Source organism: Leptospira semungkisensis (genome assembly GCF_004770055.1).
In the GTDB taxonomy this organism is placed as follows: Bacteria; Spirochaetota; Leptospiria; order Leptospirales; family Leptospiraceae; genus Leptospira_B; species Leptospira_B semungkisensis.
Genome location: NZ_RQEP01000010.1, coordinates 236,563 through 258,165, shown reverse-complemented (window position 1 = coordinate 258,165; position 21,603 = coordinate 236,563). Strand labels below are relative to the sequence as shown.

23 protein-coding genes are annotated in these 21,603 nt (G+C 42.6%); 11 read left to right on the top strand and 12 right to left on the bottom strand.

Annotated elements, in window-relative coordinates:
* Positions 1 to 23: 23 nt before the first annotated feature.
* Entirely contained in the window at positions 24 to 794 is a 771-nt protein-coding gene (locus EHO59_RS08770) for a DNA alkylation repair protein (RefSeq protein WP_135586951.1), read from the bottom strand.
* A 148-nt stretch (positions 795 to 942) separates the two neighbouring features.
* Here EHO59_RS08770 and trhO point away from each other — a divergent pair, with 148 nt between their 5' ends.
* A complete protein-coding gene (trhO, locus tag EHO59_RS08765; protein WP_135586949.1) occupies positions 943 to 1,992 on the top strand; it encodes an oxygen-dependent tRNA uridine(34) hydroxylase TrhO in 1,050 nt (349 codons plus the stop codon).
* 103 nt (positions 1,993 to 2,095) lie between these two features.
* Positions 2,096 to 2,995 carry a 4,5-DOPA-extradiol-dioxygenase gene (gene ygiD, locus EHO59_RS08760; protein ID WP_246052766.1) on the top strand — a complete coding sequence of 300 codons (900 nt, stop codon included), beginning with the start codon at positions 2,096 to 2,098 and terminating at the stop codon, positions 2,993 to 2,995.
* A 5-nt stretch (positions 2,996 to 3,000) separates the two neighbouring features.
* On the opposite strand, the gene EHO59_RS08755 is transcribed toward ygiD, so the two are convergent.
* From EHO59_RS08755 to EHO59_RS08745, 3 genes are all read right to left on the bottom strand, one after another.
* Positions 3,001 to 3,606, bottom strand: coding sequence for a 2-hydroxychromene-2-carboxylate isomerase (locus EHO59_RS08755; RefSeq protein WP_135586947.1), 606 nt, complete (start codon positions 3,604 to 3,606; stop codon positions 3,001 to 3,003).
* 74 nt (positions 3,607 to 3,680) lie between these two features.
* Positions 3,681 to 4,592, bottom strand: coding sequence for a bile acid:sodium symporter family protein (locus EHO59_RS08750; protein ID WP_135586945.1), 912 nt, complete (start codon positions 4,590 to 4,592; stop codon positions 3,681 to 3,683).
* A 3-nt stretch (positions 4,593 to 4,595) separates the two neighbouring features.
* A complete protein-coding gene (locus tag EHO59_RS08745) occupies positions 4,596 to 5,723 on the bottom strand; it encodes a TauD/TfdA family dioxygenase (protein WP_135586943.1) in 1,128 nt (375 codons plus the stop codon).
* Positions 5,724 to 5,843: 120 nt separating this feature from the next.
* Between EHO59_RS08745 and EHO59_RS08740 the strand changes: the two genes are divergently transcribed.
* The 3 genes from EHO59_RS08740 (at position 5,844) to EHO59_RS08730 (ending at position 8,979) form a co-directional block, all read left to right on the top strand.
* Positions 5,844 to 6,995, top strand: coding sequence for an LLM class flavin-dependent oxidoreductase (locus EHO59_RS08740; RefSeq protein WP_246052764.1), 1,152 nt, complete (start codon positions 5,844 to 5,846; stop codon positions 6,993 to 6,995).
* Positions 6,992 to 7,903, top strand: coding sequence for an aldo/keto reductase (locus tag EHO59_RS08735; RefSeq protein WP_135586939.1), 912 nt, complete (start codon positions 6,992 to 6,994; stop codon positions 7,901 to 7,903). The genes EHO59_RS08740 and EHO59_RS08735 overlap by 4 nt, the downstream gene beginning before the upstream one ends.
* 191 nt (positions 7,904 to 8,094) lie before the next feature.
* Positions 8,095 to 8,979 carry a DUF4349 domain-containing protein gene (locus EHO59_RS08730; RefSeq protein ID WP_135586937.1) on the top strand — a complete coding sequence of 295 codons (885 nt, stop codon included), beginning with the start codon at positions 8,095 to 8,097 and terminating at the stop codon, positions 8,977 to 8,979.
* Here the strand turns inward: EHO59_RS08730 and EHO59_RS08725 are convergent.
* Positions 8,976 to 10,841, bottom strand: coding sequence for an SLC5 family protein (locus EHO59_RS08725; protein ID WP_135586935.1), 1,866 nt, complete (start codon positions 10,839 to 10,841; stop codon positions 8,976 to 8,978). The genes EHO59_RS08730 and EHO59_RS08725 overlap by 4 nt on opposite strands.
* Before the next feature lie 95 nt (positions 10,842 to 10,936).
* Here EHO59_RS08725 and EHO59_RS08720 point away from each other — a divergent pair, with 95 nt between their 5' ends.
* The gene (locus EHO59_RS08720; protein WP_135586933.1) at positions 10,937 to 11,335 is read left to right on the top strand and encodes a SufE family protein; all 399 of its coding nucleotides are present in this window, start codon (positions 10,937 to 10,939) and stop codon (positions 11,333 to 11,335) included.
* A gap of 59 nt (positions 11,336 to 11,394) precedes the next feature.
* On the opposite strand, the gene EHO59_RS08715 is transcribed toward EHO59_RS08720, so the two are convergent.
* From EHO59_RS08715 to EHO59_RS18180, 4 genes are all read right to left on the bottom strand, one after another.
* Positions 11,395 to 11,955, bottom strand: coding sequence for a TPM domain-containing protein (locus tag EHO59_RS08715; protein WP_342776313.1), 561 nt, complete (start codon positions 11,953 to 11,955; stop codon positions 11,395 to 11,397).
* The gene (locus EHO59_RS08710; RefSeq protein ID WP_135586929.1) at positions 11,956 to 12,846 is read right to left on the bottom strand and encodes a TPM domain-containing protein; all 891 of its coding nucleotides are present in this window, start codon (positions 12,844 to 12,846) and stop codon (positions 11,956 to 11,958) included.
* A 15-nt stretch (positions 12,847 to 12,861) separates the two neighbouring features.
* Positions 12,862 to 13,473: a LemA family protein gene (locus tag EHO59_RS08705; RefSeq protein WP_135586927.1), complete on the bottom strand. Its 612-nt coding sequence runs from the start codon at positions 13,471 to 13,473 to the stop codon at positions 12,862 to 12,864.
* 74 nt (positions 13,474 to 13,547) lie between these two features.
* Positions 13,548 to 13,685 carry a hypothetical protein gene (locus tag EHO59_RS18180; RefSeq protein ID WP_167882089.1) on the bottom strand — a complete coding sequence of 46 codons (138 nt, stop codon included), beginning with the start codon at positions 13,683 to 13,685 and terminating at the stop codon, positions 13,548 to 13,550.
* A gap of 134 nt (positions 13,686 to 13,819) precedes the next feature.
* On the opposite strand from EHO59_RS18180, the gene EHO59_RS08700 reads away from it, so the two are divergent.
* Both EHO59_RS08700 and EHO59_RS08695 read left to right on the top strand, forming a co-directional pair.
* Positions 13,820 to 15,550 (top strand): SpoIIE family protein phosphatase, encoded by a 1,731-nt coding sequence (locus tag EHO59_RS08700; protein WP_135586925.1) that lies wholly within the window; start codon positions 13,820 to 13,822, stop codon positions 15,548 to 15,550.
* Between the two features lie 3 nt (positions 15,551 to 15,553).
* On the top strand, positions 15,554 to 16,654 hold the full coding sequence (locus EHO59_RS08695) for a sensor histidine kinase (protein ID WP_135586923.1): 1,101 nt from the start codon (positions 15,554 to 15,556) through the stop codon (positions 16,652 to 16,654).
* A 4-nt stretch (positions 16,655 to 16,658) separates the two neighbouring features.
* Here the strand turns inward: EHO59_RS08695 and EHO59_RS08690 are convergent, their stop codons facing one another.
* Both EHO59_RS08690 and EHO59_RS08685 read right to left on the bottom strand, forming a co-directional pair.
* Positions 16,659 to 17,600 carry a DMT family transporter gene (locus tag EHO59_RS08690; protein WP_135586921.1) on the bottom strand — a complete coding sequence of 314 codons (942 nt, stop codon included), beginning with the start codon at positions 17,598 to 17,600 and terminating at the stop codon, positions 16,659 to 16,661.
* A 57-nt stretch (positions 17,601 to 17,657) separates the two neighbouring features.
* The gene (locus tag EHO59_RS08685) at positions 17,658 to 18,341 is read right to left on the bottom strand and encodes a hypothetical protein (protein ID WP_135586919.1); all 684 of its coding nucleotides are present in this window, start codon (positions 18,339 to 18,341) and stop codon (positions 17,658 to 17,660) included.
* Between the two features lie 158 nt (positions 18,342 to 18,499).
* On the opposite strand from EHO59_RS08685, the gene EHO59_RS08680 reads away from it, so the two are divergent.
* From EHO59_RS08680 to EHO59_RS08670, 3 genes are all read left to right on the top strand, one after another.
* Positions 18,500 to 18,991 (top strand): hypothetical protein, encoded by a 492-nt coding sequence (locus tag EHO59_RS08680; protein ID WP_135586917.1) that lies wholly within the window; start codon positions 18,500 to 18,502, stop codon positions 18,989 to 18,991.
* A gap of 44 nt (positions 18,992 to 19,035) precedes the next feature.
* Positions 19,036 to 19,746, top strand: a complete 711-nt coding sequence (locus EHO59_RS08675) for an LIC_13076 family protein (RefSeq protein ID WP_135586915.1) — start codon at positions 19,036 to 19,038, stop codon at positions 19,744 to 19,746.
* Positions 19,747 to 19,905: 159 nt separating this feature from the next.
* On the top strand, positions 19,906 to 20,427 hold the full coding sequence (locus tag EHO59_RS08670) for a hypothetical protein (RefSeq protein ID WP_135586913.1): 522 nt from the start codon (positions 19,906 to 19,908) through the stop codon (positions 20,425 to 20,427).
* 90 nt (positions 20,428 to 20,517) lie between these two features.
* On the opposite strand, the gene EHO59_RS08665 is transcribed toward EHO59_RS08670, so the two are convergent.
* Complete coding sequence (locus tag EHO59_RS08665) at positions 20,518 to 21,387, bottom strand: class I SAM-dependent methyltransferase (protein WP_135586911.1); 870 nt, start codon at positions 21,385 to 21,387, stop codon at positions 20,518 to 20,520.
* Positions 21,388 to 21,603 lie beyond the last annotated feature (216 nt).

The following is a 21,603-nucleotide window of genomic DNA, read 5'->3' as shown; positions in this document are numbered from 1 at the left end:
GGTGCATAGCATTAAAGAACGCCTTAACTCTTGCCTGCTAGCATATATTTCTTCTTTAACTTGTCCGGAAACTTTTCGATCGCATATCTAAGCATGGTTCTAGGCATAACGTGAGCATGTTTATCTAAGAATTCGGTCTCTGCTTTTAGGTTCCGATTGCCCGCTTCTCTTAACATCCAGCCGACAGCTTTGTGGATCAGATCTTCCTTATCATGTAATAGTATTTCAGAGATCTTAAATGTATCCGAAAAGTCTCCTTGTCTGATGAATGCGTACGTAGCGATGATCGCTATCCTCTTCTCCCAGAGATCCTTGGATTTTGCGAGCTTGAATAGAAGGCTCCTGTCCTTATCTATGAGATAGTCTCCTATCATTTCTCTGGCGCTTAGGTCCACAAGATCCCAGTTGTTCACGTATTTTAAGTTTTTAAGATAGAACTGATGCAGTTTCTTGCGGTACGGTTCTTCTGATTTTTGGAATGTTTCACATAGAATGAAGAAGCCAGCTAATCTTTCCTCATGGTATTTGGAACTTACGATTTTTTGGAGTTCGGAAAGAGGAAGTCCTCTGTATTTTTTGGAAAGCTTTCTAAGAGGAGGCACTTGGATCCCGAGGAATATATCTCCTTCTCCGTATTGTCCCTTTCCTGTCTTGAAGAAGCTGGAAAGAATGGAGACCTTTTTAGGGTCCGCAAAGGAGCGGATTTCCTGGAGAACTTCTTGGGAGCTGGAACCTTCTCCCGGGAACTTGGATTTGGATACTGGTCTTGTTTTCGGAAGGCTTGCCTTAGGCATGAGAAAAGTCATCTTCTTGCATTTCTAAAATGGCAAGCATTATAGAAGGAGGGAGAAAGCTTTCGGTTTTATGTAGGAACTCCCAAGTTTTTGGGCTTGCCAGAGAAAAGTTCCGCCAAATCCTATTTTTAGAAGAGTCGCTTTAGTAATGAAACGCAAACCGCTTCATAATATTTATAGCAAGGATATCCTCCGCAAGAAGTTAGAATCGGAGACATTCCGTCGCACAACCGTTTCTTTTTATAAATATGTGATCTTGGAAGATCCTCAGGCTCTTAGAAATGCATTATATAGAAACTGGGATGATCTAGGCGTATTGGGTAGAATCTATATCGCGAGAGAAGGGATCAATGCCCAGCTTTGTGTGCCAGAGCATAATTTTCAGTCTTTTAGAGATTCTATCGATTCCATTCCTGAGTTTAAAAATGTTCCTTTCAAGATTGCCTTGGAAGAGAATTCTCCTTCTTTTCTGAAATTGGATATTCGGGTCCGAAGCAAGATCGTAGCGGATGGTTTGGAAGAAGATAGCTTTGACGTTGCCAATGTGGGAACTCATTTGAATGCAGAAGAGTTTAACCATAAATTGGGATCCCCTAATACAGTGCTTGTGGACGTTCGAAATCATTACGAGTCGGAGATAGGTCATTTCGAAGGAGCAATCCTTCCTCAATCGGATACCTTTCGAGAAGAGTTGCCTTTGATCGTGGATCTTCTTCAGGACAAGAAGGATAAGGAAATCGTAATGTATTGCACCGGAGGAATTCGTTGCGAGAAAGCTTCCGCTTATTTGAAACATCATGGATTTCATAATGTGTATCAACTACATGGAGGGATCATTTCCTACGCTTCTGAAGTTAAGGAGAAGGGCCTGGAGTCCAAGTTCAAGGGAAAGAATTTCGTGTTTGATGGAAGACTCCAAGAAGCAATTGGTCAAGAGATACTCAGTGAATGTCATCAATGCAATAATAAGTCGGATCGACATGTGAATTGTGCAAATCCAGGCTGTCATATTCTGTTCATCCAATGCGAATCTTGTTCGGAAAAATTCTCCGGATGTTGTTCCGAAGAATGCAAATCCATTATCTCTCTGCCTGTTTCCGAGCAGAAGAAACTGAGAAAAGGAAAGATCGTATCCAATCAGCATTTTTCCAAATCCAGGATTCGTCCTAAGATCTTCGAACTGTACAAAGGAAACTGATCCTTCTCTCAATAACCTTTCCTTCTGTTTTATTTTCGAAAAGAAAAATATCTTGTAATTAATTATGTTACAACTCGTCTAAGAAAGAAAGAGAAGGCAATCTGTGAATAAACTCAAGATTTCTAATAGACTAAACCTTCTCTCTAGAAAAGGATTCTTGTTCGGTGCCGGAGGACTTCTCCTCGGCGGACTCGGACTTCGGAAAATTTTAGAAGGAAAACAGGGAGAAAGAAAAATGGAAAAGCTACCGGTATTCTTCGTAGGTCATGGAAGTCCTATGAATGCTCTTGGTCCAAATGAGTTTGCGACTGCATGGGCGGATAGCGTGAAAGATTTTCCGGAGCCTAATGCGATTCTATGTATTTCCGCTCACTGGTTTACTCGAGGTCAATATGTGACTGCGATGGAGTTTCCTCCTACGATCCATGATTTCTACGGTTTTCCGCAAGAGCTGTTTAACGTGCGATATCCTGTTCCGGGAGATCCGAAACTTGCAGAGAAGATCTCTAAGAATGAACAAGGGCAGATTCACCTAGATTATGAATGGGGTTTGGATCATGGAACCTGGAGTGTTCTTAGAAATATGTACCCTAAGGCAAATATTCCTGTTTTACAATTGAGTTTAGATGCAACCAAGCCTGCTTCTTGGCATTATGAATTCGCAAAGTCTCTTTCTAAATTAAGAGAAGAAGGCGTGCTGATCGTAGGTAGTGGAGACATGGTGCATAACTTGCGGCTTTATGACTGGAAGAACCAAGAGCACGCACAGGACTGGGCATTGTCTGCGAATGAGACTTTTAAAGATCTGATCCAAAAGAGAGACGTAAAGAGCTTATCCGCCTACCAAACTTTGGGAACTGCGGTGCAGATGGCGATCCCGACTCCTGAACATTATCTTCCTATGCTATACGCAATGGCTCTCGCAGAAGAGAAGGAAGAGATCAGCTTTTATAACGATATCATTCAAAGTTCCGTGTCCCTTACGAGCTTGAAGATTCAGTGATTCGCTCAGACTCTTTTTAAGAATTCGATTGCGTCTTCTAAGCGATCGTCTCCCCAGAATAGTTCTCCATTTGCAATAAAGCTCGGCGCACCAAAGATGCCGAGTTTAGAAGCTTCTTCCGTATTTTTACGAAGGAGTTCCTTATTCTCCGTAGATTCGGAAAGAAGAAGGACCTCTTCTGCATTCTGTCCTAGGGAATTTAGTAAATCGGAAAGCGCAGTCTTATCGGATATGTCTACATTTTGAGAAAACTCTAATTTATAAATTTCTAAAATGAATGTCTCGATCCAAGGTTGATCCAAGAAAGCAGTCGTTATTCTTGCGGCTTTCAATCCATTCCGAGGAAAAATGTCCGGTTTGCGAAAGGGCAATCCGTACTTCTCGGTTTTTCTTTCTATATCCCTCCACATATATTTTCCTTTGGCGGGATATATATTAAATGGAGAATCGGACATCCCCTGTTCCTTAAAAATAGGTCCGAGTAGAAAAGGCTTCCATTCGAATTCGATTCCTTCTTTCTCACATACGGACTTGATCCTGCCGACGCTCAAATACGAATAGGTGCTCGAGAATTCGAACCAGAAAGAAAGAATGGATTTTGCTACGCTCATCTTACACTTCTTTGTCTATGAGATTTTGCCCGCATGTAGGTCTTCTGAACTCAGGTTTGACTTTATCCGTGAACTTAAGTGGATTCTTGGGAGACTTTTTCTCTTCCCCAAATGCCTGCGAGTGTGAGTCCGCTGATCAAATGCCAAACTCCCCACCAGGCTGCGATGAGTGCCATGGAGCCCAATCCTTGGAAGAATGTGAAGATCAGTATGAGTCCGAGACCCGAGTTTTGAAGACCTGTCTCTAATGCGATTGTCTTTCGCTCTTTTTGAGCAAGGCCTCCGATCCAAGAAGCAAGATATCCTACAGTCAATGCGGAGCCGTTATGCAATAGGACCAACCAGAATAAGATGGGTCCGTATTGCAGAAAAGATTTCCAGTTTCCGATCAGAGCCAAGAGGATAAAGATTCCGAGTAAGACTGTAGAGCCAATTCGTAACGGTTTCTTTAGGACACTGGATAGTTTAGGCGAGAATTTATTTGTGAGCGCTCCTAAAAGCAAAGGGAGAAGCAATATTAGAAAAATGGAAAGGAATAGATCTAATGGATTCAAACTGATCTCTTTCAATCGATCAGCTGCAGGAGAATAGAGCCTTCCCCAAAAGAAGAAATTGAAAGGAGTAAAGAACCACGCAAGCACAGTCGTAGTTGCAGTAAGAGAAATGGAAAGAGGCACATTCCCCTTAGCGAGCAAGGTGATGAAATTCGACATATTCCCGCCCGGACAGGCTGCAACTAAAATCATTCCCAATGCCAAACCGGGATGAGGTTTTAAGATATACAGTAATCCGACTGTGACCGCAGGCAAAAGAACCAATTGGGAAAATAATCCGATGAATGCTGCCTTGGGTTGCTTCTTTAGATTTGTGAAATCCGCAATCGTGAGTTCGAGAGAGATCCCATACATGATCAATCCAAGGCAGATATTCAGTAGGAAGAGACTACTCGGACTGAAATTTAAACGAACTAGATCAAAATCCTGCATTCTTCAATCCGTCCAGGTAACTAAGATTTCTCTCGGCCCGGAGAAAGGGAGCCTACCGTGGGAGACTGAATAATTGTCGATCAATAGCACGTCTCCCTTTTGCCAAGAAAATACGGAGAGATTCTTCCAGAAGACCTCGTTGACTTTCTTGAGTTCGCCTGTGCTGATCGGTGTTCCATCTCCGAAGACGACGTTCGTATCTAAGTCCTGTGTCTCTACTAATTTCTTTTTGAGAAATGTAAGCAATTGTAGAACTCCTGCAAGGATCAGGCTTCGTATATTTCCTTGGTGTTTTAGAATTTTAGAATATTCTACTCTTGCTGCATCGGGATGAAAGACTTGGCTATGATTGTGCCATGCTTTCGTTTTTGCCTGAGGATGTACTCTGACAGCAACTTGTTTGTTCGTAAGCTTGAGTCCGTCTCCTTCTAACCAATCTACTTGGAAACGTTGCTTAGCCGCGATCTTTTCTACTTCTTTCTTCTTAGTGGTGGAGAACATTTCATCCCAGCGTTTCGTCTTCCAGAGACTATAACGGGAAGCGTTCGGACCGTCGTACTTGCGGATGTACTTCACTCCCTTAGATTCGAATTTTTTCAGAAGATCCGGCTCCAATTCCTCGTATACTTTTCTGAGATCAGTAAGAGGAGTTTCTCCATTCTCATTCGGCGCGAGTGCGCAGAAGAACATGAGTTTGCGAGGAGGTCGATCTAAGAAGCTCATTTCTGCGTGTTGCATGATCGGATAGTGAGGAGGAAGCTCACTTGCAGTATGTACAAATTTTGTAATACGATTTCTGGGAGAAGTGCCTAAATAATCCGTTTTTAAATTCTTATCCAAGCTCAAAGCGGTATCTTCGAATTCTTGGGAAGAAGAGACCGAGAAGCCTCTGAATAATATTGCTCCGTATTCTAGAAGATCCTGATCTACCGACTTTTTATTCTTGGAGATCCAAGCTGGCAAGAAATCAGGTTCAAGAGCCTCAGTATCTCCTGGAGTATAGATGCGGGGTAATTCCTTTCCAGGAAAGAAAGATCTTTCGACCCGACCTAAGCCTTTCGGCTTAGTTTTGTTAGGAGAAACTTTTTTCATTTTAGATTTTCCCGATTTAGAAGCAACACTCGCTTTCATAAAAGTTTTCCTCTCAAAAGATGAAACTTTTTTAAAACTAAAGCTACTAAACGCAAGCCTTTTCGTTTCTACGAGATAAATCAGCCTTGATCCGGAGTCCGAGCGGATAAAATGCATCTTATGACTTCCATTGAAATTCGTTCTGAAGATCCAAAAGTGGAGATGGCATGGTTTTGCGATCTCTGCAACGGAGACTATGAATACTTAGGTGTTCCCGATCCGAAACTGCGCTCTAGTTTCGAACATTGTGCGGATATCATTCGATTGGCTGATCGTTTAGGATTTCAGAATATTCTTCTTCCTTCTTCTTATCAAGTGGGACAGGATACTTTGGCTTTTGCGGCCGCGGCTTCTCAGTTTACCACAAATATCTCTCTTTTGACAGCGATTCGCTGTGGAGAAATCCATCCTCCCATGCTTGCCAGGACGTTATCCACTTTGGATCACATGTTAAAGGGAAGGTTGAATATTAACATTATTTCATCTGATTTACCTGGAACAGTTCGAGATTCGAAGGAAAGATACCAGATCTCCAAGGAAGTTATAGAGATCTTGAGGCAATCTTGGACTAGGGATCAGATCGATTTTGAAGGAAAATTTTATAAATTTAAACTAGATTCGGATCCTGTTAAATCCTATCAAACAAACGGAGGACCACTCTTGTATTTCGGCGGCATCTCGGAAGATGCACGCCAACTATGTGCCGAGTACTGTGATGTTTTTCTAATGTGGCCGGAAACAGAAGAGAGATTATCTGAGACCATGGCCGACCTGAGCAGAAGGGCAGCACTTGCTAAAAGAAAAATAGATTTTGGCCTAAGGATCCACGTGATCGTTCGCGACACGGAAGAGGAAGCAAGAGAGGCAACTCGAAAACTGATGTCCAAGTTGGACTTGCAAAGAGCAGAAGAGATCAAGCATAGAGCTCTTGATTCCAACTCAGCAGGAGTTCAAAGACAGGACGAGCTTCGCAAGAATGCAGGGTCGGATCTATTCATAGAGCCTTACATCTGGTCCGGGATCGGGCTTGCCAGATCCGGTTGCGGTTCCGCAATCGTAGGAACTCCAGAGCAAGTATTGGAAAAGATCAACAGGTATATCAAGATGGGAATCCGTGCCTTTATTCTTTCAGGTTATCCTCTGATCGATGAGTGCAAGATCTTTGCGGAGAAGGTGCTTCCTCATATCCAAACAGTATCTCTGCCTAGAGCCCAAGGCAGGATTCCAAGCATCGAACCGGTGACACCTCTCACAACTGGAGTAAGAAAATGATCCCTTCTATAGATCTACAAGAGGGAGGACCTTCTCTTTCAAGGATCGTCTACGGATGTTGGAGATTGCATTCTGATCCGAATGGATCCGGTCAGGAAAGAATATTAGAAAAAATAGAAGTATGTTTGGAGCTTGGAATTCACAGTTTTGATCATGCAGATATATATGGTGATTACGGGAACGAGGAGAAATTCGGACTCGCATTGCAGTCCAAGCCAGGCATCAAAGATAAGATCAAGGTAATCACAAAATGCGGTATCCAGCTTCCGGGGCCGAATCGTGCGGGTGTATCTTTAAAATATTATGATACAAGCAAAGACTATGTGATCCAATCCGCAGAGGCTTCTCTTAAGAAACTAAGAACGGATAAGATCGATCTACTTTTGATCCATAGACCGGATCCGTTCATGGACGCTGACTCTACTGCAGAAGGATTTCGAAAACTAAAGGAACAAGGAAAGGTTCTACATTTCGGGGTCTCGAATTTTACTCCTTCTCAATTTCGATTATTACAGTCCAGATTGGATTTCCCCTTGGTAACGAATCAGGTGGAATTCCATCCTCTATTTTCCGACGCATTGATAAATGGGATCTTCGAACAAGCGCAAGAGTTGAGATTCAGGCCGATGGTTTGGTCCCCTACTGCAGGAGGCCGGATCTTTCATCCAAAAACGGAAAGAGAGATCGCAGTCAATAATACTTTGCAATCCTTAGCAAAGAAGAAAGGCATATCTCCCGACGCGATCCTGTATGCTTGGCTTCTTCTTCATCCGACCAAACTCATACCTGTATTGGGAACGAATGAGCCTTCTAGAATTCGATCCGCAGCAAGAGCATTTGAAGTACAACTTACGAAAGAAGAATGGTTTGAGATCCTGGAGGCCGGCGTAGGACAACCTGTGCCTTGAACCCCGAATCAGTCTGTTTCAAACCAGAATGATTTAGAGTTTAAGTCGAATTCATACGAATATCCGGTGAGAGAAGCAGCAGATATCCAGATTTTTGCGAAAATCGGGAAAGAAAGGCCGGTCAATTTGTTTCTAAGAAGAAGCTATATTACGATCCATCGATCGGATCCAAGGATACTTAGGAGAAACAAATGAAAAAATCCCTGATCTTTCTTTTTCTTTTATCTATGTTGCTCACATGCAAGGGGGAAAAGCAGAGCGATGCCCAAGGCTTTGCAGGCGAGGAAGCATCGAAGAAAAGCGCACCCACACCTTCTGCAGTTTACCAAGCAAAGGAAGATGTGGCGGATGTAAAGACCGGCAAGGACGCCGACGGGACTCCGGGACAATTCAAGCCTTTTGTTTCTTCCAAGATTGGAACATTAAAGATCGGAAGATTATTAGAATATAAAGTAGATCTTGCCTTTCAGACAAAGGACTTCGGCGCCGCCCGAAGATTTCTGCTCCAGCTTTCCGACAAGTATGGATTCGTACAGAGTACGAACTTTGACAATTACGACGATACGTCTTCTTCCACCATGACCGCTGTACTACACGTTAAGTCTTCCGACCTTTATCAAGTGCTTTTGGAATTGGATAAGATAGGAACTCTTACTCATGAGAATATCCAAGTAGAGGATCATACGGAAGCATTCGAGTTGGAACAGATCCATGCTCGAAGAGAAAAGATTAGGACTGCGAGAAGGGGAGAGCTTACTTCCCGTCTTCCTTCCAAGGCAGCTGTAGAAGCAGAAGAGCTGCTCGGACAATCCGAAGATGCAGCAGATAGCGCAGAATTCGAAAAATGGAAAATCTTAGACCGAGTGCAATGGGCAAAAATCAGCATTCGTTTGGACGGACCGGAAAAACCGAAAGGAGTGAATGTGCCCAACTTCAGGGACGTATTTACGGATCTGGTTGAGCTTTTTTTGAGACTGATCGTGCTCGCAATCTACAGTATTCCTTTCGTGATCCTTGCGGTCGGGGGCTTCTTCTTATTTAAGTATATTAGGAACCGCAGATCCAAAAAGGATTAAGAAAATATAAAGTATAACCAAAGGGTCGCTGAGATTAGAAGTCCGGCGATCCAAATATCATTCCTGAAAAAGGCGCGGGTCCTAAACGCGGGAGGAAATTTCTTCGCCTTTGCGATGGAGATTCCTAAGAAGAAGAAAAAGGAAAAAATCGCAGAAGTCCAAGCCGATCCCGAAGGACCCAAGAGCTCTGTAGCTCGGAGGGAGATGATCCCTACGATTCCAAACAAGAAGAAAATACCGAGCCAAACAGTCTTCTTTGAGAAAGACACTCTAAGGCCTCTTTCTCCCGATCTTTTTTCTTGGGGGAAGAACAGGCTTAAGAGGATCTGGATCGATATCCCGAATAAACTGACGACAAACACTCTATGCAGAAAGTTTAAATTCTTTCCGAAAGAGATTTCCAATGCCGGAAAATATATAATAAAAATAGAATATATTTTGGGAAGTAGAATTGAGAGGATCGGGCAGAGAAGGATCGTGATCCAGGCAGCTGTCCCATTGGATTTTTTCCAGAATGCCCCTACTAAGAAAACGGAAAGAAGTCCCAAAGTGAAATGAGCGCTCTGGCCGGAAATCTCTAAAAAGAAATTTCCTTTTGAATTCGGAGTGTATATAAGGAGTGCGAGTAAAATTGTGATCCCGGAAAAGAAGAGCAAAAACCATCTTCCTACCTGGACTGTTTCTTTATCTGTAATTTCTTCTCCCAAATGTCTTCGGGCAAATGGAGTTTTTCTGAACTTAGGATAAAAATCTAAAGTGAAAAGGGTGGAGCCAGAGTTCAAAAGAGAATCCACGGAAGAGAAAATAGCTCCTAATAATCCTGCGAGAATTACTCCTCCGAAGCCGTAACCTCCCGGGATCACTATGGATACGAGTTTTGAAAAAGCCTCGTCGGGATCTATGCCTTCGACCCCTTCTATAGAATTCCAAAGATGATAGGCGGCTACTCCAGTTAATACCGTGAAGAATGGAATGATAAGAGTTAAGAAGCCGTCTCCCAGAATTCCGGCTCTCGCTTCTCTTAAGCTGGAAGCTCCCAGAGTTCTTTGCACAACGTATTGATTGGTCCCCCAGTAGAATATATGCAGAAAAAATAATCCAGTCAATGCCCCTGTCCACGGCAAAGAGGAATGGTCCGACGAAAGGAACAGATCCATTCTTCTATCGGAAGCTTGGACTAAACTTTCTTTTAGCCAAAGTCCTTCCCAACCTCCGACTGCAGGATGATGGATGGTAAGATAAGCGAGAAGTAATCCTGCAAAAAGAATGAGCACCGATTGGATCACGTCAGTGTAGACGACTGCTTTTAGGCCACCAAACCAAGTGTAGACGGTAGATAGGAATCCTAAAAGAAGCACGCCTTCTACATAACCGATTCCGTTCCAGCCTAAGTCTTTCCAAAAGGGAAGAAGGGAACGAGATCCGATGTACAAGCCTGCCGCCAATTGGATCGAAATAAGAACGAGCACAATCCCAGAATAAAGAAGTTTGGATTTTTCTCCGTATCTATCTCCTAAGAATTGAGAAAGAGTAAAGATCTTCCTCCTACGGTAGAGAGGAAGAAATACATAAGAAAGAAGTAATAAAGCTGGAATGGCTCCCCACATATAATGGCTTTGAGCAAAGCCAACGGAGAAGCCTATGCCTAACATTCCCACAAGATGATTGGCGGATACATTCGTCCCGAACAAGGAACCTGCCACTCCCCACCAGGGAAGAGAGCGCCCCCCTAAGAAATAATCCTCTCCAGATTCTTCTTTTCTACCCGCGTAGAAGCCTACACCCAGGACGATCGCAAGCGTTGATAAAAAGAAAACAGCGTCAATCAGGTTAAACACGGTCAGGATCCCGAGGACCACCATTTACAAACGTTTTCCGTTTCGCAAGTATTCGGGTAATTTTGTTTTACCTGTGAGGCCTTCTTTTTAGCGTAGAAGAAACGCCGTAGAGGATTCAAATGTCTAGCCTGGAAGACGCTCAAAAGGAGATCATAGAAGAATTTTCGGAAGCTGCCGATTGGGAAGAGCGTTATCAAATGTTGATCGAGATAGGGGACGAACTTCCTCCTTTGTCCTCCGAACTAAAAACAGAAGATAGGCTGGTCCCTGGATGCCAATCTAGGGTCTGGGTAGTCCCAGAAGAAAAAGAAGGCAAACTATTTATCCAAGCAGATAGCGATTCAGCGATCACGAAAGGGATGATTGCCTTATTGCTACGAGTGTTTTCCGGAAGGACCAGAGAGGAGATCAGCTCCGCTTCCTTGGATTTTCTGAAAGAGATTGGCCTGGACAAACACCTTTCTATGAGTCGCAGAAACGGTCTTTATTCCATGGTGAATAAGATTAGAAGTTTCTAATATTCTTATTTAAATAGACGTCTTGCGGATGGTAGACGATACCGCTTGGCAAGTTTGAATTAACGGATATAAGGATCATCCGGCAGTTCGTTCGGATTCTTTCCATGAGAAGGAAAATGTTTCTTTAGATCCGTAGTCAGTTCGGAAATTCCTTCCAACATTGCATCCTTTGATTTTCCAGATTTGAATCCTGATCCGATCTTTTGAGAGATTGCATCCAATCGAGCCTGTCCGATCTTCTTATAAATCCCTCGATCCGCTAAAATGCGTATTTTCTTTTCGGAGAGAAGAAGATAGATCAGTATTCCTGTGTTTTCTTCGGTATCCCAAACTCTTAAGAAGGAGAACATTTCTACAGATCTTTCTTTTGCGGTCTTTTTAGACAGGATCTGATAGATAGAAAGCTTGGTTTCGATCGCTATTCTGATTTCTCCTCTATGGGATTTTTCAGAATTCGTGACTGCGGACTTGATCTCTTTTAAGTCCTTGGAACTAAAATATTTTCGTAATAAACTAAAACCTGATAGATGCCAGTCTCCGATCCGAAAGGAATCCCTGAGTCCGGCCCAGAAGTTTTGAAAGAGTCTAGTTATCATAGAAGATTCGCGAGCCATAATCATTTACCAGTCCGAAGAGGACCCGCCTCCACCAAAATCTCCTCCGCCTCCGCTAAAGGAATCTCCTGACGAAGATCCCCAGGATCCTCCTCCACCGCCGAAGGAACTCCAGGAACTTCCCCCAGACCAACCTCCGCCTCCACCGGAACTCTTAGCAGCTGCGTATGCCACCCAAGCAATGATAAAGAATATGACTAGGATTGGAAGTAACGCTTCTAAGGAGAGTCCTAAAAATCCTCCGGCAAAATAACCGGCTGCAGTCGCGATCCCTGCTTGTACTGGGCTGAATAATCTTCTTAAGAAGAATCCGATAAAGATCGCAATCCCTATCAGGACCCAGAAATAATTGCCTAAGGAATCCTCGTCCGAATTAGAAGAAGAACCTTGAAAGGTAGTATGAGTCGGCTCCGGTAGAGGTTCTCCGTCGATGAGAGAAAGGATCTTGTCGATCCCTTGGTCTATCCCCTCGTAATACTTTCCTTCTTTGAAAAGAGGTCTAACGTATTCTATTTGGACCCTTTTGCTCAGAACATCTGGAATGGCTCCTTCTAAGCCTCTTCCTATCTCGAATCTCATCTTTCTATCGTCTTTAGCGACTAGAAAAACGACTCCGTCTGCGATGCTCTTTCTTCCTATCTTCCATTCCTCTGCGACACGGATAGAATACTGCTCTATAGTTTCTTCTCCCGTTGTGGGAATGATCAGCAATACGATTTGGCTTCCCTTCTTCTGCTCGAATTCCGTGAGCTTTGTCTCTAAGGATTGATCTTCTTCTTCAGTTAATGTTCCTGTAAGATCGGTGACCCTATGAGATAGCTTAGGAATAGGGATTGGATCGGCAAGTAATGGAGCCGCCCAAACACAGAAGAGTAGAAGAAACCAAAATCGTTTCATGGAAATTGCAAGAACTTAGAACTGAACTTGAGGAGGTTTAGAGATCTCTTTCTCATTCTCCACCGTAAAATTAGGTTTCACTCCGTAGCCGAAGATCTTTGCAGTAATCACATTCGGAAAAGTTCGAACTGTAATATTGTATTCTTCGACAGATTGGATGTATCTGTTTCTCGCGACTGCGATCCGATTTTCAGTTCCTTCTAATTGAGCCTGTAGATCCAAGAAGTTTTGATTGGATTTCAGATCCGGATATTTTTCCACCACGACCATCAGTCTAGAAAGAGCCGAGGTCATCTGGCCTTGGGCTTGGTTGAACTTTGCGAATAATTCAGGATTATTTAATACTTCGGGTGTAGCTTGCACGGAGCCCACGCTGGCTCTGGCCTTTGTAACTTCCGTTAAAACTTCCTTCTCTTGGGCAGCGTATCCCTTAACGGTATTGACCAAGTTTGGTATTAGGTCTGCCCTTCTTTGGTACACATTTAATACCTCGGACCAAGCAGCCTTCACCTTTTCATCCTCGATCTGGATCGTATTGTATCCGCATGAATTGGTTAGGAATAAGAAGAAACCTGCGATTAGAATTAGTATACTGCGACGAGCGCTGAAAAGATTGCCTTGGGACATTCCCGCCTCCGACTTGCGGAAGTCTCAGACGGGAATAATCCTTTGGCAATCGGTTTTTACTCTTCCCACGCGGATTAAGCCGCTTCTTTTGGGAAATTTTCGTGTCTTTCTAAAGCTCTTTTGCGGATTTCCTCAATGAGTTTGTCAGCCAGCATCTCTGCCAGAGCGGATATTTTTTCTTGGTTGATTGTGTTTCTATGTTCGGTTTTCATTGGCCCTCCTTAAGGTTCCTGGATACAAATATAAGGAATCACCCGGACAAAAAAGGCTTGGGAGAAAATAAAAAGCGGGGAAATTCCCCGATTTTCTAAGCCGATAAAATAGAAAATGGCAAGGACCAGGCGGGATGGAATTGGATTTTAAAAGCCGGTTCGAAGAGATCGACCGAGTTGATGGATATTTTCGTCGAGCTCCGGAAGGTATCTGGTGTTATGAACTGGATTCTCCGTTGGATATATCTCTTCCTTTAGAAGAGCAGTGTCGTTTATTGTACGAAACTGCTAGGCTGACCCATTGCAATGATACTATGGCCCGTATCTACGGGTTTCATACTGCCTCAGAATTAAAGGGACTCCTTCTCAAAGAAATTGTAAGCCCGACTAACAGGCTGAATGTTCTAGGCATCGAGGAATTTATACGTTCCGGTTACAAGACTCATGATGCAGAGTCAGAAGAAATAGATAAGAGAGGAAAGAGAAAGTTTTTCCTAAGCACGGCTCTAGGAGTCGTGGAGGATGGTTTTCTGATCCGCGCATGGGGAGTGCAAAAGGATGTGACCTCTATTCGCGCGGCAGAGTCCCGTCTCAAGAGAACCATTGCCTTAGAAAGTCTTCTTACCAAACTCTCCCGCAACTTTTTAAGTGTAGAACCCGGAAATACGAACGAAGCAGTGAATTTTAGCCTGCAAGAACTGGGAAAGTTCTGCGGTGCGGATCGTGCCTTCGTATTCTTGTACACTCATGCAGGTTTAACAATTTCTAATACGAATGAATGGTGCGCTCCTGATGTGGAACCTAGGATGCATCTTTTACAAAACCTTCCCATAGAAACGTTTCCAAAGACGGATTATGATACGATCCGAAATAAGGGACACCTAATCTACGAAGCTCTGGAAGGTATTCCGGACAGCCATGCTACTCTTCGCAATCTTTTGGAAAGAAGGGGAACTCGATCTCTTCTTGTTGTAGGACTTTCTTCTGGAGAAGAAGAATTCGGATTCGTGGGCTTCGATTCCGTAAAGAATCAGAAGCTTTGGACAGATGAGGATATTTATATTCTTCGCTTGGTCGGAGACCTGATCGTTCTTGCATTCGATCGAAAGAAGAGAGAAGCGGATCTGAATGATTTCTATGAGAGAATGAATCATGATCTGGAGCTTGCTCGATTGACTCAGAGATCTCTCGTATCCAGAGAATTTCCTTCATCACCTTTTTATAAAATAGATAGTTATTTCAGGCCTTTCGAAAAAGTGGGCGGGGATATTATCACGTACATCCAACACGAAACCGGAGTAATCGACATTCTATTCGGAGATGTTTCTGGACATGGGATCTCTTCCGCAATGGTTTCCGGAATGGCAGTGTTATCCTTTAGACATCATGCGAGAACAGGACTTTCTCCTGCGGAGGGAATCCAGCAATTCGTTCGAGATCTGAAGCCGATGGTGGTCGAGCATCATATCGCTGCCGTTTGGGCCCGCTTCTTTCCGCTGGAAAAGAAGATGGTGTATTCCTATGCAGGACATCCTCCTATCGTTTTGTTCAGAGGTGAAGAAAAGATAGAACTAAAAGGGATGAATCTTCCTCTTTTGATCTTTGATTCTATCGAATACTTCAACGAGTCCATTAAATTAGAAAAAGGTGATAGACTGATTTTTTATTCCGATGGGATGTACGAGGTCTTTAACGAAGAAGGAAGAATATTGGATCTTCCCGGATTCCAAGAGATCCTTGCTCAGCACAAAGAGTTACATTCTTTGGATGAATATTTGGATCAGGTTGTTTCGGATGTTTTCGAGTTCTCCGAAGGAGTTTTCGGGGATGATATGGCAATGCTGGTCTTGGATATTACGGGTTAACTAGTGTTTGAGAAAATAGACCGTCTTTATATTAATTCGGATTATCTGACCCGCATCCGAGCAAAGCATCTCTTTTTTCTAAATGCTTTTCTTTTAGCAACCTCTGTGATCGTGATCATTTTTAGTCTTCCTAAATTCCGTCCGGGATTTACTCTGGTGAGTTTCTCGTGCATTCTTTCCTTGATTCTCGTTTACAGTAAAAGGTATAACTGGGCAGTCAATATTACTCTTGGAAGTTGTGTTCTTGCTCTGACAATGGGTATCGTCATCGGGATCAAAACGGACGCGCGTTCGTATGCAGTCGCTATTCTTATTCTTCTCTTCTTATATTTTACCGATATCAAAAAGACTCTACTCGTTAGTCTTTACTGTCTTGTGTGCTTGCTGATAGAAGCGTACTGGCTTTATACCAAAGGAGAATTTCAAACTCTTGTGTTCGTCGATAGGATCATGCTGCATTGCATGTTCTCATGTATTGCGATCCTGATCGTTAAACTTCTTTATGGGCAATCTGAAGAAAAAGATAATCTGATTAAGGAAATCCATCATAGAGTTCGCAACAATATGCAGGTACTTTCCGGCTTGGTGGAAATGCATAGCCAAGATAACGGGGAAGCCTCTAAGATATTGCAAGAATTCCATAGAAGAATGCTTTCCATCTCCGAAGTGCAGAATGCAATTTATAAGGAAGAAAATTATAACGAGATCGTATTCTCCGAAGTAGGGGCGGGGATCTTGGCTAGGATCCGCGAAAGAAATCGTATTCCCAATCTGAAAATACAAAACGACATGCAATGTATTCGTTTGAATATTGAAAAGGCAATCCCTCTCGCCTTGATCTTTAGCGAACTAGTGTCTAACGCAGTCATTCACGGATCCAAAGAAAAGAATAGCCCGGAGATATTTATCAGTTTTGAAAGAAACAACGGTACATTTCGACTGAAGATCCAAGATTTTGGAGAAGGTTTCGAAGATTGGAAGATCTGGAGTACGCCTAGGACAATTGGATTCACTCTGGTTCAAATACTCTCCAAGCAATTGAGAGGAAGGTTCCAAATACAGAACGACAAAGGAATCCAGGCGATCGTAGAATTCGAAGCGTAAAAGATCAGGATGCGATCGTCTGCTTCTTTCTTCCTAATAGGAATACTCCTGAAAGAACGATTGCTGTTCCCGCTAAATTTTCCCAAGTGATCTTTTCTCCTAAAAGAAAAGAAGCCAAGAATAAAGTAAATACAGGACCTACGCTTCCTGCAATGGATGCCTTGTTCGAGCCGATCCTTTGTATTCCTGCTGTGGTCAAGAACGCCGGAAGCACGGTTGTCAAGAGTCCGAGTGCAAAACCATAAGCATAAACTTCCCATCTTTGTTGAAAAAGAAGGCTCGCATCCTTCTTTATGAAGAAGTGGATGAGCACAAATGCTCCGGACCAAAGCATGAGTAACGCCGTAAATTTTTTGGAGCCCAGTTTCGGGATCATCTGTCCGCTACCGATCAGATAAATTGCATACGCAAGTGCGGAGAGAAATACAAGCATTCCTCCGATCCAAACCGATTGTCCTTGCGATTCCGCGTCCGGCAAAAAAGCGAGTAAGATCCCTGAATAGGTCAAGGCAACAGAATAGATCTCTATCTTGTGGATCTTCTTTCTTAGAAAAATAAAACTTAAAAGAAGAACTAACGCAGGATATGTAAATAGCACCAGTCTTTCGATAGAGGCGGATAGATATTCCAATCCCCAAAAATCAAAGAAGCTCGCAAGATAGTATCCCATGAAAGCTAAAAATACTACGATCGAGTAGTCCTTTCTAGAAATCGGTTGAGAGACTTGTTTTCGATTTTCTTGGTACAGAACGTACGCGAAGAATGGAATGGCGAACGACATTCTGAGTGCCAGAGTGGTCACAGAGTCTATTCCAAATTTATAAACTAGTTTTACGATTACACCTTTGGAGGAAAAGAGAACTGTTCCGGCAAGAGCGTAAATATAACCTAAAGTCTCTTCGCTAAATTTGGAAGAAGGTCTATTTTCTCCGGAAATGGAACTCATTCTTCCAGGTTTCCAAAGTGTCGTTCTCCTAAAAGAAAGATTCGGAAAATAGTAGGATCATTGTCCTAAAAAGATAAGGTTCACATCTTTCTGAGAATACAAGAAGCCTCCCTTTTGCAATGCCGCAGGAAAGAATGCTTCTTCTTTTTCGGAAGCTAGTTTTAAGTCTCTGATCTTAGTGTAACATTCCGAAAGAAAGAATGCGTGTCCGCAACCCAGGAGATGATATCCTTCATGAACAATCGTATGCGGCGCTCCTCCATATAGTAGAGATCCTAAGGAAGCGGTATGAGCCAAGATAAATCCTCTGGTTCCTGTATAACTGTCTACTGCTCCTAATACTTCGAAGGTAGGAATGAAAAACAATGCGAGTATATATGAAGCGAATTCATACAGGATATCGGAGAATTGGACCCCAGCGAGTGCGAGAATACGATCGCAGTCGGGAGGCAAGGGGGCTTGAAAGAGTTCCTTCATGATATCATTGCTAGTCAATCCCGGTCTTTGCCAGTCTTGCACCTTGGCAACTTTCGCCTGTAAACGATACAGGCTTAGTTCTTGGTTCCAAGATTCGAATAGAGTATTCATTCTTTCCGGAGAAACATTCACGTCCTTCCAAACGCATACCCGGATTGTTTTCGTCTTACCGTAATCGTAGGTTTCCCGGACACTTTCCCTATGAAATCCAACGGTAGTACAGGAGAGGAGTAGCAATAATGGAAGAAATCGAATATGTCGCATGTTTGAATTCTCAGGAATTCTGGAAAAACTCCTTGGAAAAGCAAGGAATTTAGATCGATACTAGAGAGTAGCAAATCGGGAAAAAACAAGACAGAACTTAAGAATGAGATCAGTGAGAAGCTTTCGAAAAAGCAAACATCTCATCCAAGAAGACTCGAATGAAACATCATCATAAAAAATATAAGAAATCACTCGTTCAAGTGAGTACAAAGTCTTCGCGACCTTCTTCTCTCTTTCTACTTCTTGTAGGTATACCGTTTTGTATCTTTCTGATCAGCGCTATGTTAGGAAGTGTTCTGAAATTGGATCGTATGAGTTCTGAATCTGCGTTTGAAAGTAGATTGAATCCTATCGAGAGAGTCTGGCGTGGTTTAAAATTGAAGGTATATGCGTACGAATACGGTCCAGATTATAGAAATAAGGTTCCAGAAAATGAGGCAAGGTCTATCGGGATCTTTAGAGAATCGATATTAGAAAGCTTGTTGCCCCGTTATTTGTTCTTATTCTTAGCGATTGTCTTTCCTTGTTACTTTATCGTAAGATTACTAAAAGAGAAACCTGCTAAGAAGAACCTTGCCTGGCCGATCGCTTCTTCTAGTGGAAAGAATCATAAAGTTTCCTATTCCAGTCCAAAAAAAATCGCCAAGTAGGAAAATGATTTGCAGCCTGAATTGTTTGGTTTTGAACATGACTTATGTTGCCAAACGTTATTAAGCAAAAAGCCTATTCTCTCTTTTTATTAATCACTTTTTTATTATTCTCTTTTTCTCATTGCACTCTTGATAAGCGAGTCGAGTTCTCCGAGCCTGATAAGTTGGGTTTGGCATCAGGCAGTAAACCATGTTCTGAATTGCAGCCTTATACTCGTTGGTTCGTATTCTACGGATTATTAAATCTGAATGAACAACCTAAGTTTGATCAAAAACCAGGGATCGTATACTTTTCGGAGAATAAAGTCAATTGGTGGCAAGGCGGACTGAATCTGGTAACAGGATTCTTCTCTTCTGTAGTATTCTATCGTGTATATGTTTCGGAATGTGATCTAGGCACTCGTTTTGTGCATAAGGATGATTACGACAAGTTCTTCGAAGATGAAAGAGAAAGGGCGCGCCAAGAATTATTCGCTAAGACCGAAAAAGAATTGGAAGAAGGTCTTCGTAAATATTTAGAGAAGACAAGTCCAGCAGAACATGCAGGCAAGAATTATAGTACGATTATCTTAAGAACCGGAAAGATCATGGAGGCTCGAGTCATCGGCCAAGATGTAGACTCTCTGAAATTAGAGATAGACGATTCAAACGGTCAAAAGCAGGAATCCAGCCTTTCTAAGAAGGAAGTGTATAAGGTAATCTTTGCGACCAAGGTGATTCACGTTAAGGATTCTCCGAAGGATAGGGATAGATAAGGATTTGTATAATTCTATCTAATCTATTAAGACCTCCCTCGTTCATGGGAGATCTTAATAGATCTATTCAAGAAATTTCTATACTTTATTTTGAAATTAGAAAAACGGACTTGAGAAGAGTATTACTCATGTTATTCTCTTCTCAAAGGGATGCGAAATTTGAATTTAATAATCAGTGTTAATAAATCGACAATGGTATTTCTTTTTAAAAAAGCTAGTCTCCTTGTAGCCATCCTTGCTGCATTAAATTGTGGCGCCGCCTTAACATACCAACAGACAGAAGAAGCCGCTCAGCAAAATAATAGTAGTACTAGTAGTAGCGAGCTATTGGCGGCTTTGGGAATTAGCGGGGGTGGAAGCGGTCTTGCAAAATTTTCTGCTTCGCATCTTTCGATTCAAGCTGGGAATACAGGCTCCTACGATATCGTGTTTTCCAAATGGCCTCTTACAGGGCTGCATGGAACTATAAATGTAAGCCTAACTATTCCTGGCGCATTATCTGACATGAGTCTATTTAGTTTTAATGTTGCGGATGATCAGGGATATCCTATTACATTTACTAATACTGTAAGTGCAGGATTAAAGCCTGGTTCGGGAACGATCCAACATAATATTGATAGCGCTCCTGATAGCAGTCTTAATAACACAAGTTTGGGAACTGTAACCGTTACAGTAAAGTAACTCCCTAACTGATAATTAAATCGAGCTAAGTCTAAGACGATTAGCAGATAGTAATGTTATTAGTTGAAGCGGCTCAATTCTCCGATTTGCCTATTTACTGATCCCGAAACAGACTGCCATCATATCTCCCTGATCGAATTTCTTTACTGCCCAATCCGCGAATTTCTTAGCAGTTTTATAAAATGCTCCTGCTCCCTTCTTTGCGGTGAGTCCGCTTCCGTAAGAAATATGAGCTAAGGGAATATACCCTAGTTCATTGCCTAGAGAGATGATTCCAGGAAGACTATAGTAATAGAGATGTTCCGGAACGTTCAGATATCTCCATTTTGGGCCTAGATATTTAGCAAGCACTCCGTACCTGCAAGTGGAGAGGATCATTCTTCCTCCTGGCTTGAGATGCATTAGAATTTTTTGAAGTGTTTCCTTGGGTTGGTGAAGGTGTTCTATACTTGCCCACAATGTGACCAGATCGAATTTCTCTTTTCCTTCCAAGTCCCAGGTCAGAAAATCTTTTTGCTCCACATCTAAGCCCAAGGTTTCTTTTGCGAAACGGACCGGTCCGCTTGCTATGTCCAGGCCCTTCGTCTTCCAGCCTCTTCCCTTGAGATAATCCAGAAAATATCCGGCGGCACATCCCACGTCTAAAGCGGATCTTTCTCCGCTCATCATTCTTTCCCATTTGAAGAAGCCTAGGTCCTGCAAGTTCAGGCCGAATACTCTTGCGATTTCCTTCTTCGTTTCTTCCGAATAATAATTATCGTATCCTCTATCCGTTCTCTGGGTGAAGTAAGAGTCTTCGTAGTATTTGGAGACTTCCTCAAGGGATGGTTGCGGGTTTACTTGGACTAATTTGCAATGTTTGCATTCTACGATAGAAAACACTTCTCCCTGCGGACTGGCCTTGGAAAAGAGGGATCTGAAATCGGTATGAGAACAAGTATTACAGGGAATAAGCTGCATGGTATTAGGATCGGTATGAACTTAGGATTTCGGAGATAAAATGAAGAATTTCTTATATTATGTTCTCCAAAGGGCGAAGGATACCTATTTTACTCAGCAGGGCAGAAGAGAGTTTGGTTCAGTTATTGGCTTGGCATTCTATTGATCTTTCTTTTAAGGCTTGCCTTTTCGGTAAATTTATTGTTTAACAGATTGCATGCGAACTTTACATCACTT